The organism is Azotobacter armeniacus (genome assembly GCF_054779355.1).
Genome location: NZ_BAAGYK010000134.1, coordinates 12,568 through 27,473, shown reverse-complemented (window position 1 = coordinate 27,473; position 14,906 = coordinate 12,568). Strand labels below are relative to the sequence as shown.

At 66.5% G+C, this 14,906-nt stretch carries 17 protein-coding genes; 13 read left to right on the top strand and 4 right to left on the bottom strand.

Going from position 1 to position 14,906, the window contains the following annotated elements:
• Positions 1–5: 5 nt before the first annotated feature.
• From fliS to fliE, 3 genes are all read right to left on the bottom strand, one after another.
• The gene (fliS, locus tag ACYVD0_RS17900) at positions 6–401 is read right to left on the bottom strand and encodes a flagellar export chaperone FliS (RefSeq protein ID WP_460428101.1); all 396 of its coding nucleotides are present in this window, start codon (positions 399–401) and stop codon (positions 6–8) included.
• Positions 402–428: 27 nt separating this feature from the next.
• Positions 429–1,823, bottom strand: coding sequence for a flagellar filament capping protein FliD (fliD, locus tag ACYVD0_RS17895; RefSeq protein WP_460428067.1), 1,395 nt, complete (start codon positions 1,821–1,823; stop codon positions 429–431).
• Between the two features lie 131 nt (positions 1,824–1,954).
• On the bottom strand, positions 1,955–2,494 hold the full coding sequence (fliE, locus tag ACYVD0_RS17890; RefSeq protein WP_460428066.1) for a flagellar hook-basal body complex protein FliE: 540 nt from the start codon (positions 2,492–2,494) through the stop codon (positions 1,955–1,957).
• Between the two features lie 70 nt (positions 2,495–2,564).
• On the opposite strand from fliE, the gene fliF reads away from it, so the two are divergent.
• From fliF to fliR, 13 genes are all read left to right on the top strand, one after another.
• Complete coding sequence (gene fliF / locus ACYVD0_RS17885) at positions 2,565–4,289, top strand: flagellar basal-body MS-ring/collar protein FliF (RefSeq protein ID WP_460428065.1); 1,725 nt, start codon at positions 2,565–2,567, stop codon at positions 4,287–4,289.
• The gene (fliG, locus tag ACYVD0_RS17880) at positions 4,282–5,277 is read left to right on the top strand and encodes a flagellar motor switch protein FliG (protein WP_460428064.1); all 996 of its coding nucleotides are present in this window, start codon (positions 4,282–4,284) and stop codon (positions 5,275–5,277) included. Before fliF ends, fliG begins: the two co-directional genes overlap by 8 nt.
• Positions 5,270–6,022, top strand: coding sequence for a flagellar assembly protein FliH (gene fliH / locus ACYVD0_RS17875; RefSeq protein WP_460428063.1), 753 nt, complete (start codon positions 5,270–5,272; stop codon positions 6,020–6,022). Before fliG ends, fliH begins: the two co-directional genes overlap by 8 nt.
• Positions 6,019–7,398, top strand: coding sequence for a FliI/YscN family ATPase (gene fliI / locus ACYVD0_RS17870; protein WP_460428062.1), 1,380 nt, complete (start codon positions 6,019–6,021; stop codon positions 7,396–7,398). Before fliH ends, fliI begins: the two co-directional genes overlap by 4 nt.
• 29 nt (positions 7,399–7,427) lie before the next feature.
• Positions 7,428–7,889: a flagellar export protein FliJ gene (gene fliJ / locus ACYVD0_RS17865; RefSeq protein WP_460428061.1), complete on the top strand. Its 462-nt coding sequence runs from the start codon at positions 7,428–7,430 to the stop codon at positions 7,887–7,889.
• A 9-nt stretch (positions 7,890–7,898) separates the two neighbouring features.
• Positions 7,899–9,245, top strand: coding sequence for a flagellar hook-length control protein FliK (locus tag ACYVD0_RS17860; RefSeq protein WP_460428060.1), 1,347 nt, complete (start codon positions 7,899–7,901; stop codon positions 9,243–9,245).
• A gap of 156 nt (positions 9,246–9,401) precedes the next feature.
• Positions 9,402–9,878 carry a flagellar basal body-associated FliL family protein gene (gene fliL / locus ACYVD0_RS17855; protein ID WP_460428059.1) on the top strand — a complete coding sequence of 159 codons (477 nt, stop codon included), beginning with the start codon at positions 9,402–9,404 and terminating at the stop codon, positions 9,876–9,878.
• Positions 9,879–9,882: 4 nt separating this feature from the next.
• The gene (fliM, locus tag ACYVD0_RS17850; protein WP_460428058.1) at positions 9,883–10,932 is read left to right on the top strand and encodes a flagellar motor switch protein FliM; all 1,050 of its coding nucleotides are present in this window, start codon (positions 9,883–9,885) and stop codon (positions 10,930–10,932) included.
• Positions 10,929–11,396, top strand: coding sequence for a flagellar motor switch protein FliN (fliN, locus tag ACYVD0_RS17845; RefSeq protein ID WP_460428057.1), 468 nt, complete (start codon positions 10,929–10,931; stop codon positions 11,394–11,396). The genes fliM and fliN overlap by 4 nt, the downstream gene beginning before the upstream one ends.
• On the top strand, positions 11,393–11,803 hold the full coding sequence (gene fliO, locus ACYVD0_RS17840) for a FliO/MopB family protein (protein ID WP_460428056.1): 411 nt from the start codon (positions 11,393–11,395) through the stop codon (positions 11,801–11,803). Before fliN ends, fliO begins: the two co-directional genes overlap by 4 nt.
• A complete protein-coding gene (gene fliP, locus ACYVD0_RS17835; RefSeq protein ID WP_460428055.1) occupies positions 11,800–12,549 on the top strand; it encodes a flagellar type III secretion system pore protein FliP in 750 nt (249 codons plus the stop codon). Before fliO ends, fliP begins: the two co-directional genes overlap by 4 nt.
• A 24-nt stretch (positions 12,550–12,573) precedes the next feature.
• A complete protein-coding gene (gene fliQ, locus ACYVD0_RS17830) occupies positions 12,574–12,843 on the top strand; it encodes a flagellar biosynthetic protein FliQ (protein ID WP_460428054.1) in 270 nt (89 codons plus the stop codon).
• Between the two features lie 3 nt (positions 12,844–12,846).
• The gene (gene fliR / locus ACYVD0_RS17825; protein WP_460428053.1) at positions 12,847–13,641 is read left to right on the top strand and encodes a flagellar biosynthetic protein FliR; all 795 of its coding nucleotides are present in this window, start codon (positions 12,847–12,849) and stop codon (positions 13,639–13,641) included.
• Positions 13,642–13,687: 46 nt separating this feature from the next.
• On the opposite strand, the gene flgL is transcribed toward fliR, so the two are convergent.
• A complete protein-coding gene (flgL, locus tag ACYVD0_RS17820; protein ID WP_460428052.1) occupies positions 13,688–14,887 on the bottom strand; it encodes a flagellar hook-associated protein FlgL in 1,200 nt (399 codons plus the stop codon).
• Positions 14,888–14,906: the final 19 nt, after the last annotated feature.

Below are 14,906 nucleotides of genomic sequence, written 5' to 3'. Positions count from 1 at the left end.
TCCATTCATGATCGGCCTCCCCCTGCCTGGGGGCCGACTTCCCGCCAGGCGGAGCCGATCTGCTCCAGCAGGGCCGAGGCCTCGTCCAGACTGCGCTCGTCGTTGCGCAAGTTGGCCTGCAGCAGCAGCCGCGACACATAGTCGTAGAGCTGCTCCAACCGTCCGGCCAACTCTCCGCCGCGCTCATGGTCCAGAGCGGCCAGCAACCCCTTGTTGACAATATCGATCGCCTTGGAAATGGCCTTGCCCCTCTCCGCGACGTTACCTGCCTGCATGTGCAGCCGGGCCGCCCGGATCGCAGCGTGGGCACCATCGAACAGCATCACGATCAACTGGTGCGGAGAGGCAGACATGACCCCAGTCTCAACCCCCACCCTGGCATAGGCACTGGCCCCGCGCATGACAGCCACGTCAATCCCCCCTCTTGCTTACGAGCTGCCCAGCATCGCGCTCAGGGCGTCGAACTGCTGGGTCAGATAGGTACTGGTCGAGTTCATCTGGGCGACCAGGGTGTCGAGCGCGGAGAACTGCACCCGATAACGCTCGATGGTAGTTTCGATGCTGCTTTCCAGGCGGGCATAACGCTCGTCCAGAGCCTCACTGCGCGATTCGAGCCCCGCAATGGCATTGCTGATGCCCCCCTTGGCGCCCAGGATGTCGGTCAGCGAAGTGTTCAGCTTGGCAGCCAGACCCGGTTCGTCGGCAGTGCCGACGAACAGCGCGCCGAGCGCCGAAACATCGCCTTCGAGCGCCTTGTTCAGTTTGCTGTCGTCGACCTTCAGGGTACCGTCGAGCTGCAGGGAAATGCCCAGATCCGACAGATAGCGATAGGTACCCTCAGTGAGGCCGCTGGTGATCGCCTGGCGCAACCGTCCCTGCACCCCGCGCAGGGTCGAGTCGCCGAGCAGCAGCCCGGCCGCGCCGCTATCGGCATCGAACGCGGTGAGGCTGTCAGTAGTGCTGTCCAGGGAGTTGAAGGCGCTGACGAAGCTGGTGATGGCCGAATTGATCGACGCAGTGTCGCGCTCGACGGTCAGGGTCTGCACATCGCCGGTAGCGGAGAGGGTCAGGGTTACCCCCTGCAGGGCGCCTTCGACCGTATTGCTCTGGCTGCTGATGGGGATGCCGTTGACCGTGAGCAGTGCATCCTTGGCCGCGACGGTTTCCTCAAAGCCGGTCGGATTGGTAGTCGCATCGTAGGGGTTGAGCAACGCGTTTAGCTGATCGCCGGTACCGCTCGCCCCATCGTCGAAGCTCACCGTCATGGCCGCCTCGGTGCCGGTGGCCTTGGCGGTGAACACCAGACGATAGGGGGTGCCGCTGCCGTCGTTGACGATGGAGGCGGTGACACCGCCGCCCGCGGCATTGATCGCGTCGCGAATGCCCTCCAAGGAATTGTTGCCGGCACCCACCTCGATCTCCAGCGGCTCGCCGCCGATTTCGATGGTCAGGGTACCGACGCCCAGGGCCGCCGTCTTGTCGGTCACCCCGCTTGTCGCCAGACTCTGCGCCTGGGCCAGCTGAGTCGCCTGTACCTGGTAGCTGCCCGGCACTGCATCGGCGGTCACCGCCACGCCCACGCCGCTGCCGCTGATGCGGCTGGTCTGTCCCTGGTAGGTGGAGGCCGTGGCGAGCTCCTTGACCGCGCTCTGCAAGCTGGTCAGGGCGCCCTGCAGGCGGCCGAAGGCGGAAATCTTGCTCTCGATGGTGTTCTGCTGCTCGCTGATGGACGTCAGTTTCAGGCGCTCGGCCGACTTGAGCTGATCCAGCAAGCCGGTCAGATCGAGTCCTGAACCAACGCCCAGTGATGAGATGCTAGCCATGTCTGTCCTTCATGTAGCGGCGCGAGCTCCTCCGGAACCGTCAGAGGGCTGCGCGAAAACCGGGATTCGTTTGCGACATAGAGAGTATCGGCCCCACCAAGCCAGACTTTAGCCTCCGCTGTCCGCCTGCCTCAGACCTGCATGTTCATCACATCCTTGTAGGCGGAAACCAGACGGTTGCGCACCTGTACGCCCATCTGGAAGGCGATGCTAGCCTTCTGCATATCGACCATCACATCGTTCAGGGCCACACCCGGATCGCCGGCCTGGAAGGCATCGGCCTTGGAGCTGGCCGCCTGCTGCAGCCGGTCGATGCGACGGATCGCGGCCTGCAACTCGCCGGAGAAGCTCCCCACCGCCAGCCCCTCCTCCAGCTGCGACCCCTTGCCGGCAGCACCGGCGGCTTGACTGGCAAGAATCTGCATCTGCTGCAGGGCGGACTGGATGGCGAACGAACTCATGAGCATGGCCTGAACGAAACAAGGGGGACTGCGCGAATCGGCGGCAAGCCTAACAATCCCGCCTCCCCCGGCAAGCTGGCAATTAGCCATAAAAGCACCGGCTTTTTGGACCTTTAGGCGCCAGCGCACGCCGGAATAATAGTGCTCGCCCAAAACCGTCCCCGCCTCCTGCAGCTCGTCACCCGCGAGCCGCATTACCTGGGAACGCATGCGACACAACCCCGGAACCGGACTCTGCAATGTCTTTCGTACCGCCCCCTTCCATCTGCCGGAGGCACTTGTGACTGTCGCAGCCCAAGGGCTGGGCAGCATTCCAGGCACCCTGCCGGAGCGACCTCTCGCCCCCCGCCTGCTCGCCCAGCTGCACAGCCGGCCACAACTGCCGCTGCTGCTCGCCGGCGCCGCGGTGTTGGCCATCGTCACCGCCCTGCTGCTCTGGGCCCGTCAGCCCGAGTATCGGGTGCTCTATGCCAACCTCAGCGAGGCCGACGGTGGTCGCATCATCGCCGAGCTGGAAAAGCGCGCGATCCCCTATCGCCTAAGCGAGGGCGGCCAGGCGCTGTTGGTGCCGGCCGAACAAATGCACAGCCTGCGCCTGCAGCTGGCCGAACAGGGGCTGCCACAAGGTGGCAACGTCGGTTTCGAACTGCTCGACAGCCAAGCCTTCGGCGTCAGCCAGTTCGCCGAGCAGATCAACTTCCAGCGCGGCCTGGAAGGCGAGTTGGCCCGCTCCATCGAGTCCCTCGGCCCGGTGGCGCGGGCCCGCGTGCACTTGGCGATGGCCAAACAGTCGGTGTTCGTCCGCGAGCGCGAACCGGCCAGGGCATCGGTGGTGCTCAACCTGCAGCCGGGGCGGGAGCTTGGAGACAGCCAGGTCAGCGCCATCGTCCATCTGGTGTCCTCCAGCGTTCCCGGCCTGCCGGTCGATGCGGTGACTGTAATCGACCAGAACGGTCGCCTGCTGTCCCAATCCAGGGATGCCCGCGACCTGGATGGCAGCCAGCTGAGCTATATCGACGAAGTCGAACGCTCCTACCAGCGCCGCATCGAGAACATCCTGGCGCCGATCCTCGGCGCGCAGAACGTCCGCGCCCAGGTAGTGGCACAGATCGACCTCGCCAGCCGCGAACAGACCGCCGAGCGCTACGCGCCGAACCAGCAGCAGGGCGCAGCGGCGATCCGCAGCCAGCAACTGTCGGAAGACCAGGCCGGTCCCGGAGAGCTGGGGCGTGGCGTACCCGGCGCCCTCACCAACAGTCCGCCGAATTCGCCGCCGGCGCCGCCAGCCAGGACGGAGACCGGCGAGGCCGCCGCCCCGAAGGCCGGCGAAGAGGCCGAAAAGGCCGGAAAGGCCGAACCGGCCACCCCCGCGTCCCTGCGCCGCGACAACATGATCAATTACGAGGTCGACCGCAGCGTCGAGCACGTGCAGTACCAGCGCGGCAGCATCCAGCGCCTGTCCGCCGCCGTGGTGGTCAACTACCGCGGCACCGTCAAGGACGACCAGCGGGTCCGCGAGCCCCTGACCCCGGAGGAGCTGGCGCAGATCGACCGCCTGGTGCGCCAGGCCATGGGCTTCTCTGCCAGCCGAGGCGACGAACTGGAAATCATGAACAGCCCGTTTGCCGAAACGGCGGACGGCATCGAAGCTGCGGAGTGGTGGAAGACGCCGGAGTTCTACAACCTGGCCGCGAGCCTGTCGCGCTACCTGCTGGTGGCCTTCATAGCCCTGCTGCTCTGGCTGCTGGTCCTCCGCCCGCTGAAGCGCCGCCATGCCCAGACCCTCGAAGCGCAGGCTGCCGCCAGGGCCGAGGCCCTCGCCGCGGCTCAGCCGGCACTCGCCGGACCGCAGGACGAGGAGGGTCGCGAGCGGCCGGCCACGCACAGTCTGCGGCGCAAATCCTCCATCTACGAACACAACCTGCAGAGCCTGCGCGAAATGGCCAGCGAAGATCCCCGCCTGGTCGCCATGATCATCAGAGGATGGATAAAGAAGAATGACTGACATGAGCGGTGCGCGGCGCAGCGCCATTCTTCTGCTGTCCCTCGACGAGGACAGTGCAGCCGAGGTCTTCAAGTACCTGCCCAACCAGGAAGTGCAGGCAGTCGGCATGGAAATGGCCCGCCTCAGCCAGGTCTCCCACGAAGAGATGCGCCAGGTGCTGGAAGAGTTCATGGACGAAACCGAGCAGTACGCCGCCATCAACATCCAGTCCAGCGAACACATCCGCGCCGTGCTGACCAAGGCGCTCGGCAGCGAACGGGCGGCCAGCCTGATCGATGACATCCTCGAAACCAACAATACCGGCAGCGGCATCGACAAGCTGAACCTGATGGAGGCCTCGACGGTCGCCGAGCTGATCCGCGACGAGCATCCACAGATCATCGCCACCATCCTGGTGCACCTGGATCGCCACCAAGCGGCTGATGTGCTCGAGCTGTTCGACGAGCGCATGCGTAGTGACATCATCCTGCGCATCGCTACCTTCAGCGGCGTGCAGCCCATTGCCCTGCACGAGCTGACCGAAGTGCTCGGTGGCATGCTCGACGGCCAGAACCTCAAACGCAGCAAGATGGGTGGCGTGAGGACCGCGGCGGAAATCCTCAACCTGATGAACTCCGCCCAGGAAGAGCTGGCGATCCAGACGGTGCGGGCGCACAGCGAGGATCTCGCCCAGAAGATCCTCGACGAGATGTTCCTGTTCGAGAACCTGCTGGAGATGGACGACCGCGCCATCCAGCTGATCCTCAACCAGGTGGATAGCAACTCCTTGGTGATCGCCCTCAAGGGCGCCCAGCCAGCGCTGCTCGACAAGTTCCTGGCGAACATGTCGAACCGCGCCGCCCAACTGCTCAGGGAGGACATGGAGGCGCGCGGACCGATCCGCATCTCCCAGGTCGAGACCGAGCAGAAGACCATTCTGCAGATCGTCCGCCGCCTCGCCGACAGCGGCGAGATCGTGATCGGCGGCGGAGAGGACGCCTATGTCTGACCAACCGTCCTGGTCGCGCGAGCCCGAGCAGTGGCGCCCCTGGCTGATGGACGAACTGGACCGCCCGCGCGAGGAACGTCCGGAGCCGCACGACCAGCGCCTCGCGACCCTGCGCCAGCAGGCCGCCAAACGCAACGCCGAGTTCGAGGCCCTGCGCGAACAGGCGCGCCAGGACGCCAGCCGGCAGGGTTACGACGAGGGTTACGACGAGGGCTTCGCCGCCGGCAGGGCCGACGGCTATGCGTACGGCGTGGAGGAAGGCCGGCAGGCCGGCGAACAGGCGCAGCAAGAGCAGACCCGCGAAGCCCTGGAGCCACTGCTCGCGCTGTCCCGGAATTTCGCCCAGGCCCTCGAACAGCTCGACGGCCAGATCGCCGAACATCTGGTCGATCTCGCCCTGGCAACCGCCCGCCAACTGGCCGGCGAGGCCCTCAAGGCCGAGCCGGAGCAGATCCTGCCGATCATCCGCGACCTGCTGCACAGCGAGCCAGCACTCACCGGCCAGCCGCGCCTGTGGCTGAATCCTGCCGACCTGCCGCTGGTCAAGACGCACCTCGGCGGCGAACTGGAGGCAGCTGGCTGGAAACTGCAACCGGACGCCCTGATCACCCGCGGCGGTTGCCGGGCCAGCGGCGCCAGCGGGGAACTCGACGCCACCTGGGAGGCGCGCTGGGCCGGAATCGCCCGGCAGGTACGCAAGCGCCAGAGCGCTGCGACGGTCGAAGAAGAGGCCGTCGGGCCATGAGCACCGACCTCCACCGGCAGCGCTGGTCCCAGGCCCTGGAGGGCCTGCGCCGGCGCATCGAGGAGGTTCCGCCGTACCGCCGTAGCGGATGCATCGTGCGCGCTACCGGCATGGTGCTGGAGGCCGTCGGCCTGCACGTTCCGCTGGGCGGTGTCTGCCGCATCGAGCTGGCCGCCCAGGCGCCCGGCGCCGAACGGCAGGCGGAGGCCGAGGTGGTCGGCTTCTCCGGCGAGCGGCTGTTCCTCATGCCGCTGGAGGAACTCAGCGGTCTGCAGCCCGGTGCCCGCGTCTTTCCCCTCTGCGAGGGCGGCGACAGCTCCGGCGCACGGCGCTTCCCACTGGGCGAGCGCCTGCTCGGCCGGGTCGTCGACAGCAGCGGCCAGCCGCTGGACGGCAAGGGCCCGCTCGACGATGCCCGCCATGCCAGCCTGCACAGCGCGCCGCTGAACCCGCTCAAGCGCGCGCCCATCGATCGCCAGATCGATGTCGGCATCCGCGCCATCAACGGCTTGCTCAGCGTCGGCCGCGGCCAGCGCATGGGCCTGTTCGCCGGCTCCGGGGTCGGCAAGTCGGTGCTGCTCGGCATGATGGCGCGCTACACCTGCGCCGATGTCATCGTGGTTGGCCTGATTGGCGAGCGCGGCCGTGAGGTCCAGGACTTCATCGACAACATCCTCGGCGCGGAAGGTCTGCGCCGCTCAGTGGTGGTCGCCGCCCCGGCCGACACCTCGCCGCTACGGCGCCTGCACGGCGCCGCCTACACCACCCGCCTGGCCGAGGACTTCCGCGATGCTGGCCACGATGTGCTGCTGATCATGGACTCGCTGACCCGCTACGCCATGGCCCAGCGCGAGATCGCCCTGGCCATCGGCGAACCGCCGGCGACCAAGGGCTATCCGCCATCGGTGTTCGCCAAGCTGCCGAAACTGGTCGAGCGTACCGGCAACGGTCCACGCGGCGGTGGCTCGATCACCGCGTTCTATACCGTACTCACCGAAGGCGACGACCAGCAGGACCCGATCGCCGACTCGGCGCGGGCCATCCTCGACGGCCATATCGTGCTGTCCCGCAGCCTGGCGGAAAGCGGCCATTACCCGGCCATCGACATCGAGGCCTCGATCAGCCGGGCGATGACCGCCATCGTCGAGAGCGGGCAGCAGCGCAAGGCCCAGCACTTCAAGCAGTTGCTCTCGAAATACCAGCGCAACCGCGACCTCATCAGCGTCGGCGCCTACGCCGCCGGCCACGATCCGCAGCTGGACCGTGCGGTGCAGTTGCACCCGCAGCTCGAGCGCTTCCTCCAGCAGCGCATCGACGAACGCGCCGGCGTCGAGGAGACGCTGCAGATGCTCAACACAGTGATTCCCAACCCATGACGCCATGCGCGCAAGGCAGGTGACTCGGCATGTCCACGACCAGCGCCCTTGATACCCTCATCGACCTGACCCGGGAAGCCTTGGAGACCGCCGGCCGAACCCTGGCCGACCACCGCCGCACCCAGCAGCAGGCGCAGGCGCAGATGAACACCCTCGAGCAGTATCGCCAGGAATACCGTCTGGGCCTGCAGCAGGCCATGCAGAACGGCATCGCCCCCGCCAGCCTGCACAACTACCGGGCCTTCCTGGCCTCGCTGGACGGTGCCATCGAGCGCGCCGGGCAGACGCTCGCCACCCAGCAGCAGCACGTCAACCACAGCCAGCGCCACTGGCAGGAGCAGCGCCGCAAGCTGAACTCCTACGACACCCTGGTCGAGCGCCGGGCCTTGCTCGGCCAGCTGCGCGAGAGCCGCGCCGAGCAGCGCCGCAGCGACGAGACCAGCACCCAACTATGCCAGCACCGCGACAGTTCGGCCGACAGCAGCCTGTAAGAGGTCTTCATGGATATCATCGCCCTGCCAGCCAGCCCCCCGTCCGGCGCCGCAGCGTCCGCGACGCCGCCCCCCCCTCCTTCCAGCGACACCAACGGCTTCGCCCGCAGCCTCGACCAGGCGGCCGGCCGCCAAGTGCACGCCGAAGCCTCCACCCCGGAGGCTCGAACCGTCCGCACTGCCGCCGCGGAAATGCCAACCGCTCCGGCCGGTACTCCACTGCCGCTCGCCACGCCCAGTCTGCCGGGCCTGTCCCTTGCTCGCTCGACAGGCAGCCTGAGCGGCCAGGAAGAAAAAACGGACAACCCGCAAGCGAACGAAACCTCCAAGGCGCCCCCGACCGATCTGGCCGGCATGCTCCTGCCGGGTGCGCCCATCCCGACTCTGCCAGCGGTGTCCCTTGCCGTCCCCGGCAGTCCTGAGGCCGGCACCCCCGACAATCTGCAGCGCATCCGCTCGCGTCTACAGGCGATCGAAAGCGCCGGACAACTGGCCGTCCCTGATCCCACCGGTCAGGCCCAGGCATTGCCGGCAACCGCCGCGGACGCAGCGGGCAATCCAGCCACCACGACAGACCAGTCAGCACAGTCCGCCATACCCCCGCTCCAGATCGCGAGCGGTGCCGCGACTATCGCTGCGCCCGCGGCAGGGCCGGCGGCGAACGCCGGGCAGCCGCTCCACCAGACGGCCCCCGACGGCGCCGAACAGACCGAGCCCACAGCGTCAATCCCGCCGGCAGGCACCGGGCAGCCGGAGTTCGCTGGCAACGAACGGGCGAGCTATACGCTGCCACCTTCCGAGACTGTCCAGACAGGCGACAGCCTCCCGGACAGCATCGAGGGCTTGCCGGGCAACGGCGGCCCGCTCCCGCTCACTACCCACAGCCCGTCCGCTGGCGGCTTCGCGATGGGGGGCAGCTCCGCTGCCGCCAACCTGACCGCACCGCTGGCCAGTCCTGAGTGGCAGCGTGGACTCGGCCAGCAACTGCTCAACCTGCAGCAGCGCGGCGAGCAGGAGATCGAACTGCATCTGCATCCGGCCGAACTCGGCCCCCTGTCGATCAGCCTCAAGCTGGGGGAATCCACTGCCCAGGCGCAGTTCCTTTCCGCCCATCCGCAGGTGCGGGCCGCCGTCGAACAGGCCATCCCGCAATTGCGCGAGGCGCTCGCCGAGCAGGGCATAACCCTCGGCGAAGCCTCGGTGGGCGAGCAACAACAGCAGCCACGAGGTGGGCAGGAAACGCCGAACGGACGCAGCGGCGGCTGGCAGCTGGGCAGTGCCGATGAAGGCAGCCGGCTTGAGGCAAACACTCCGCCCGTCGCCCGCACCAACGGAGGCATCGACCTTTACGCCTGAACCGGCCGGACCTGCCCGGTCAGATCCGTCTGGCCAGGCAAAACCGGAAGATACGCGCGATACCGGGGTCTTATCGCCCCTTCGGAGCTTAGGGCCTGTCGTCATACTTTTCTTCCCTGCGCTTGAGCAGACATCTCCTCCCACAGGGCACACGTCATGAGCAATACCCGTACCGCAGACGCCAGGAAAACCCCATGGCTGCTGGTCATTCTTCTGGTTCTCGTCGCTGCGGCCGGCAGCGCGGCGGGCATGTATTTCCTTATGGGCAAGGGGAACACTGGTGCCGATGAGGCCGTCGAGGCGGAACCGATCCTGGCGCCGATCTTCGTCCCGGTCGCGCCCTTCACCATCAACCTGCGCGGCGAGCAGCACGAGGAGCGCCTGCTGTACGTCGGCCTATCCCTGCAGGTGGCGGACAAGGCCTCCGAAGACTTCCTCAAGCAGTACATGCCCCAAGTGCGCAGCCGTCTGCTGAAGCTCTTCACCGCCCAGACCGCCGCAGAGCTGTTGACGCCCAACGGCAAGGAAGCGCTCTCCGCGAGGATCCTCGATCAGTTGCAAACGCCCATGACGACGCCGCAGCCGGCCCTGAAGCTGAACGACGTGCTCTATACCGACTTCATCGTGCAATAACACCATGGCCCAAGACGACCTGCTCTCCCAGGAAGAGATCGACGCGCTGCTCAAGGGGGTCAGCGGCGAGGAAGACACCTCGCCCAGCGAGCCCTCCGGCGAACAGCGCATCCGTCCCTACAATCCGGCGACCCAGCACCGGGTGATCCGCGAGCGTCTGCACGCGCTGGACATCATCAATGAGCGCTTCGCCCGCTACTTTCGCATGAGCCTGTTCAACCTGATCCGGCGCAGCGCCGACATCACCGTCGACAGCGTGCGCTATCAGAGTTACAGCGAGTTCGCGCGTAACGTGCCGGTGCCGACCAACATCAACCTGCTGGCCATGAAACCCCTGCGCGGCACGGCTCTGGTGGTCTTTCCACCCAACCTGGTATTCATGGTGGTGGACAACCTGTTCGGCGGCGACGGCCGCTTTCTCACCAAGTCCGAGGGGCGCGAATTCACCCATACCGAGCAGCGCATCATCCGCCGCCTGCTGGGGCTGGCGGTGGAGGCCTACCAGAGCGCCTGGAAGTCGGTGTACCCGCTGGAGATCGACTACCTGCGCTCGGAGATGCAGGCCAAGTTCGCCAACATCACCAGCTCACCCAACGAGATCGTGATCAACACCACCTTCCATCTGGAGGTCGGCAACCTGGCCAGCGACTTCAACATCGTCATGCCCTACCTGATGATCGAACCGCTGCGCAGTCTGCTCAACGGTCCGCTGACCGACAGCCATCCGGACGAGGACCGCCTGTGGGGCAAGCGCATGGCGACCGAACTGAAGCAGTCGCAGGTCGAGCTGATCGCCGACTTCGCCAGCATCGATACCCGCATCGCCCAGGTGATGGCGCTCAAGGTCGGCGACATCCTGCCCATCGAGCTGCCGGAAAGGGTCACCGCCCGAGTCGACGGCGTACCGGTTATGCGCTGCGAGTACGGCAACCAGAACGGCCTGCGCGCCCTGCTCGTCAAGGAGCTGATCGACCACTCGTCCGCGGCCGCCAGCACGACGACCGACCGATTCGTCAAAGGCCCCCTGCCCGCCGCCAAGGAATCCGAACAATGACTGATCTGAACAAACCCGACCTGAACACCCTGGAGGACGACTGGGCCAGCGCCATGGCCGAGCAGGCCGATCCCGCGGCTGGCGAGGATCCCTGGGCCGCTGCCCTCGCCGAACAGGCTGCCACCGCCCCTGCCCCCAGCCCGCAGAGCGCAGGCGAGAGCGTGTTCAAGCCGATCGCCAAGGCCCCCGCCGGCGGCGCCATGCGCGATCTGGAAATGATCATGGACATCCCGGTCAAGCTCAGCGTCGAGCTCGGCCGCACGCGCATCACCATCAAGCAGCTGCTGGAGCTGGCCCAGGGCTCGGTGGTGGAGCTGGAAGGCCTGGCCGGCGAACCGATGGACATCCTGATCAATGGCTACCTGATCGCCCAGGGCGAGGTGGTGGTGGTGGACGACAAGTACGGCATCCGCATCACTGAAATTGTCACGCCCTCCGAGCGGGTGCAGAAACTCAACCGATGAGCACCGCCAGCCTCACCGGCCCGACCGGCACCGACAACCTGCTGGGCTTCGCCGCCCTGGGCAAGACCGCCCTGGCCCTGGCCCTGGTGATGGGCCTGATCGTCCTCTGCAGCTGGCTGCTGCGCCGTATCGGCCCGGCCCGGCCATGGCCCGGCCAACACCTGCGGGTGATCGGCAGCACCCTGCTCGGGCAACGGGAACGGCTGGTGATCGTCGAGGTGCAGGACACCTGGCTGGTGCTCGGCGTCACTGCCGGTCAGATCAGCAAGCTGCACGAGCTGCCGGCGCCCCCGGCAGCGCCGACCGATACGCCCAGCGTGGCCGGCGACACTTTCGCCGAGCGCTTCGCCGGCGTCATCAGGCAGCGCCTGGGTGGACGCAATGCGGAGCAGCCGGAGCGACCATGAGCCTGCCCGCCCTGCGCCTGAGCGTCGTCGCGCTCGCCCTGGCCCTCCTGCCGGACATCGTGCTGGGCCAGACCCTGCCCGCCCTCACCAGCCAGCCGCTGGCGGATGGCGGCCAGCAATGGTCGCTGAGCCTGCAGACCCTGTTGCTGCTCAGCTCCATGGCCTTTCTCCCAGCCCTGCTGCTGATGATGACCGGCTTCACCCGCATCATCATCGTCCTCGGCCTGCTGCGCACCGCCATCGGCACCCCGGCGGCACCGCCCAACCAGGTGCTGCTCGGCCTGGCGCTGTTCCTCACCTTTTTCGTCATGTCGCCGGTGCTGGAGCGGACCTACCAGAGCGCCTGGCTACCCTTCTCCCGCGACGAGATCAATTTCGAGCAGCTCCTCGACACCGGCAGCCAGCCCTTCCGCCAGTTCATGCTGGCGCAGACCCGCCAGGGCGATCTGGCCCTGTTCACCCGTCTGGCCGGGATCGACGAACTCGAAGGACCGGAGCAGGTGCCCATTCGGGTGCTGATGCCGGCCTTCGTCACCAGCGAACTCAAGACCGCCTTCCAGATCGGCTTCACCCTCTTCATCCCCTTCCTGATCATCGATCTGGTGGTGGCCAGTGTGCTGATGGCGCTGGGCATGATGATGGTGCCGCCGGCGACCATCTCACTGCCCTTCAAGCTGATGCTGTTCGTACTCGTCGATGGCTGGCAACTGCTGATCGGCTCGCTGGCGCAGAGCTTCCACCTGTAACCTTCCCCTGAGAGGTACCGCACGATGACGCCTGAAATGGTCATGGACCTGGCCCACCAGGGCATGCGTGTCACCCTGTTCCTCGCCGCGCCGCTGCTGCTAGCCGCACTGCTGATTGGCCTTTTGGTCAGCCTTTTCCAGGCAGCCACCCAGATCAACGAGATGACCCTTTCGTTCATTCCGAAGATCCTCGGCGTATTCGCCATGCTGGTACTGGCCGGCCCGCTGATGATTCAGCTGATCTGCGACTTCACCCGGGAACTGTTCACGAACCTGCCCGGCATGCTCGGCTGAGCCGTGGTCGAGGTCGACTACGCGCAACTGCAGCTATGGCTGGTCAGCTTCTTCTGGCCGCTCTGCCGGATCGGCGCCTTTCTGCTGGTCGCCCCGCTGCTCGGCCACACCAGCGTTCCCGCCCGTGTGAAGATCGCTCTGGCGGTATTGCTGAGCGTGCTGCTGAGTCCCAGTCTGCCGCCGCTGCCAACGGTGCCGGTGTTCTCCTGGGCGGGCCTGGGCATCATGGTCGAGCAGATGCTGATCGGCCTTGCTATCGGCATGGTCATGCGCGTCACCCTCGCCGCGACCCAAACGGCCGGCGACATCATCGGCCTGCAGATGGGCCTGGCGTTCGCCACCTTCTTCTCCCCGGACACCGGCACCAACAGCATGGTCCTCTCGCGCCTGCTGTACATGATCGCGCTGCTGATGTTCCTTGCCTTCGACGGCCATCTGCTGGAGCTCGAGCTGCTCGCCGGCACCTTCAGCAGCCTGCCGATCGGCCTGCTGCGCCTCGATCCGGCCGCCTGGGAGATGCTCGCCCGCTACGGCGGCAGCATCTTCGTCTCCGGACTTCTGCTGGCCCTCCCGCTGGTGGCTTCGCTGCTGATCATCAACCTGGCGATGGGCATCCTCAACCGCTCGGCGCCGCAGCTGACGGTATTCTCAGTGGGCTTCCCGCTGTCGCTGAGCGTCGGCCTGGCGCTGCTGACCGTGCTGATGACCGATAGGGGAGGCTTTCTCGAAGGGCTGTTTCGCAGTGGTCTGGAATTTCTTGCACGGCTGATCGCCAGCCTGGCAGTGCCGGAAGCCTGAGGCGAGTAGCTGACTCGCCTCAGTTCCCGCTCCCGGGTGCGCTGCCTCAGAGCAGCTTGAACAGCGACAGCTGCTGGATGTCGACGAAGGCCTTCTGCGCCGCCTGCAGCCCCACCTGGCGCAGGCTGTATTCGGAAATGGCCGCGTTGTAGTCCAGGTCGATCAGATCGGACAGGGTCTGCTCGTAGTTCAGCATGCGGTTGCCGCCCACCGTGTCGAGTACGTCCAGCTCGTTCAGACGGGCGCCCACCGAAGCGCGGGTGGTCAGCACGTTGTCCAGGGCATTGTCCAGCTCGCGGCTGGAAGTGGACAGGGTGTTCCGTAGGCGTGCCCGATCGGCGTCGGTCTGCACCGGCGTATTCAACGCATCGAGCATGTTCTTGAGGGTGCGGAACAGGTCGGGATCGGCCTCATCAGCGGCGCTCACGGCGATCGAGTCGCCGTCCGCCGGCATGCCCTCCAGGGTCAGGGACAGGCCGTTGACACTGAGGCTCATGCCCGAGGAATAGCCCCCTTGGTCAACGCCATCGATGCGATAGTGAGTCTCGCCGGCCACGGCTACGAAATCGATGGTGAAGCCGATGCCGAAGTTCGCATCCCCCGCACTCAGCACGCTGGGCCCGGTAAAGGTAGCGCTGCCGGTGTTCCCCTCGGCGGCATGAGCCAGATATCCGGCGGAGCTATGCACGGTCTGGAAGATCTGCTTGCCGTTGTCGGCGCTGGGCATGAGTCGCGAAGCGTCCACCCGCTGGGTCACCACGCCCTCGTCGCCCTGGTAGGAGACGCTGCCGGTGAGGTTGTCCTTGACGAACGGCGGACTGCTGTCCTGGTAGCCGCCAAACAGATAGCGCCCATTGCCGTCGGTGGCATTGGCCTGGCCGAGCAGGGCCGCGTAGATGCCGTTAAGCTCGCTGGCCAGGGAGGAGCGGTCGGCGTCGCTGAGCGTACCGTTGCCGGCCTGCACCAACAGGGTCTTGGCACTGACGATGGCGTCGCCGATGGAGTCCAGCACGCTCTCTTCCTGAGAGAGGGCGTTGCGGGTGCTGATCCGGGCGTCGGTATATTGCTGGTTGACCGCCGCCGACTGGGCGACGCCGACCGCCTGCGAGGCGGCCTGGGGATCGTCGGAGGGATTGATTACCCGGCGGCCGCTGGCAATCTGCTGGCCAACCTTGAGGTACTCGCTCTGCTGACGGACCATCGAGCTCAGGCTCTGCTCGAACATGGTGACGGTGCTGATGCGCATGCTTGGCTATCCTCCGGGA

Coding starts and splice junctions, on each gene's coding strand:
- fliN (WP_460428057.1), top strand. CDS start 10,929: ATGACTGATCTGAACAAACCCGACCTGAACACCCTGGAGGACGACTGG.
- fliL (WP_460428059.1), top strand. CDS start 9,402: ATGAGCAATACCCGTACCGCAGACGCCAGGAAAACCCCATGGCTGCTG.
- fliJ (WP_460428061.1), top strand. CDS start 7,428: ATGTCCACGACCAGCGCCCTTGATACCCTCATCGACCTGACCCGGGAA.
- fliQ (WP_460428054.1), top strand. CDS start 12,574: ATGACGCCTGAAATGGTCATGGACCTGGCCCACCAGGGCATGCGTGTC.
- flgL (WP_460428052.1), bottom strand. CDS start 14,887: ATGCGCATCAGCACCGTCACCATGTTCGAGCAGAGCCTGAGCTCGATG.
- fliP (WP_460428055.1), top strand. CDS start 11,800: ATGAGCCTGCCCGCCCTGCGCCTGAGCGTCGTCGCGCTCGCCCTGGCC.
- fliM (WP_460428058.1), top strand. CDS start 9,883: ATGGCCCAAGACGACCTGCTCTCCCAGGAAGAGATCGACGCGCTGCTC.
- fliG (WP_460428064.1), top strand. CDS start 4,282: ATGACTGACATGAGCGGTGCGCGGCGCAGCGCCATTCTTCTGCTGTCC.
- fliH (WP_460428063.1), top strand. CDS start 5,270: ATGTCTGACCAACCGTCCTGGTCGCGCGAGCCCGAGCAGTGGCGCCCC.
- fliI (WP_460428062.1), top strand. CDS start 6,019: ATGAGCACCGACCTCCACCGGCAGCGCTGGTCCCAGGCCCTGGAGGGC.
- fliS (WP_460428101.1), bottom strand. CDS start 401: ATGCGCGGGGCCAGTGCCTATGCCAGGGTGGGGGTTGAGACTGGGGTC.
- fliE (WP_460428066.1), bottom strand. CDS start 2,494: ATGCGTTCCCAGGTAATGCGGCTCGCGGGTGACGAGCTGCAGGAGGCG.
- fliD (WP_460428067.1), bottom strand. CDS start 1,823: ATGGCTAGCATCTCATCACTGGGCGTTGGTTCAGGACTCGATCTGACC.
- fliO (WP_460428056.1), top strand. CDS start 11,393: ATGAGCACCGCCAGCCTCACCGGCCCGACCGGCACCGACAACCTGCTG.
- ACYVD0_RS17860 (WP_460428060.1), top strand. CDS start 7,899: ATGGATATCATCGCCCTGCCAGCCAGCCCCCCGTCCGGCGCCGCAGCG.